General features: G+C 47.7%; 1 protein-coding gene. It reads right to left on the bottom strand.

From position 1 onward, the window contains the following. Window positions 1–538, bottom strand: a 538-nt coding sequence (locus tag ACTHUR_RS17400) for a TGS domain-containing protein (RefSeq protein WP_440399965.1), incomplete at its 3' end; no start/stop codon positions are given. Between the last annotated feature and the right edge of the window lie 5 nt (window positions 539–543).

Genomic DNA, 543 nt, shown 5'->3' with positions numbered 1-543 from the left:
TATCGACATATTCCTGATGATGATACATACCCATTGCTTCAACTTCAGGCATATCGTCAATCAGGCGCAGTTTGTATTCTTCGCCGCGATCTTGGAAAATTTTGATGGTTTCGGCACGCGGGGTCATGATTTTGATTACATCATAATCTTGTGCAATCAATTCTTTCATGCGCGCTTCGATAGCGGCAACATCTTCGGGTGTAAATGGTTTTTCCGTTGCGATATCGTAATAAAAGCCCTCTTCAATCACGGGGCCGATAACCATTTTTGCGTTGGGATAAAGTTGCTTGACCGCATGACCAACAAGGTGGGCACAAGAGTGGCGGATGATTTCGACGCCTTCTTGATCTTTCGGGGTAATGATTTGGACGGTTGAATCTTCGGTAATCGGATCGCACGCATCGACCAATTTGCCGTTTACCTTACCCGCCACCGTCGCCTTTGCCAAACCTGCTCCGATAGACGCGGCAATCTGTGCCACGGTAACGGGCGATTCGTATTGGCGGACTGAACCGTCCGGCAAGGTAATGTTCAACATCAAAA

The sequence above is a fragment of the Neisseria sp. P0021.S007 genome (genome assembly GCF_051956855.1).
This window is presented reverse-complemented; position numbering and strand designations above follow the sequence as displayed.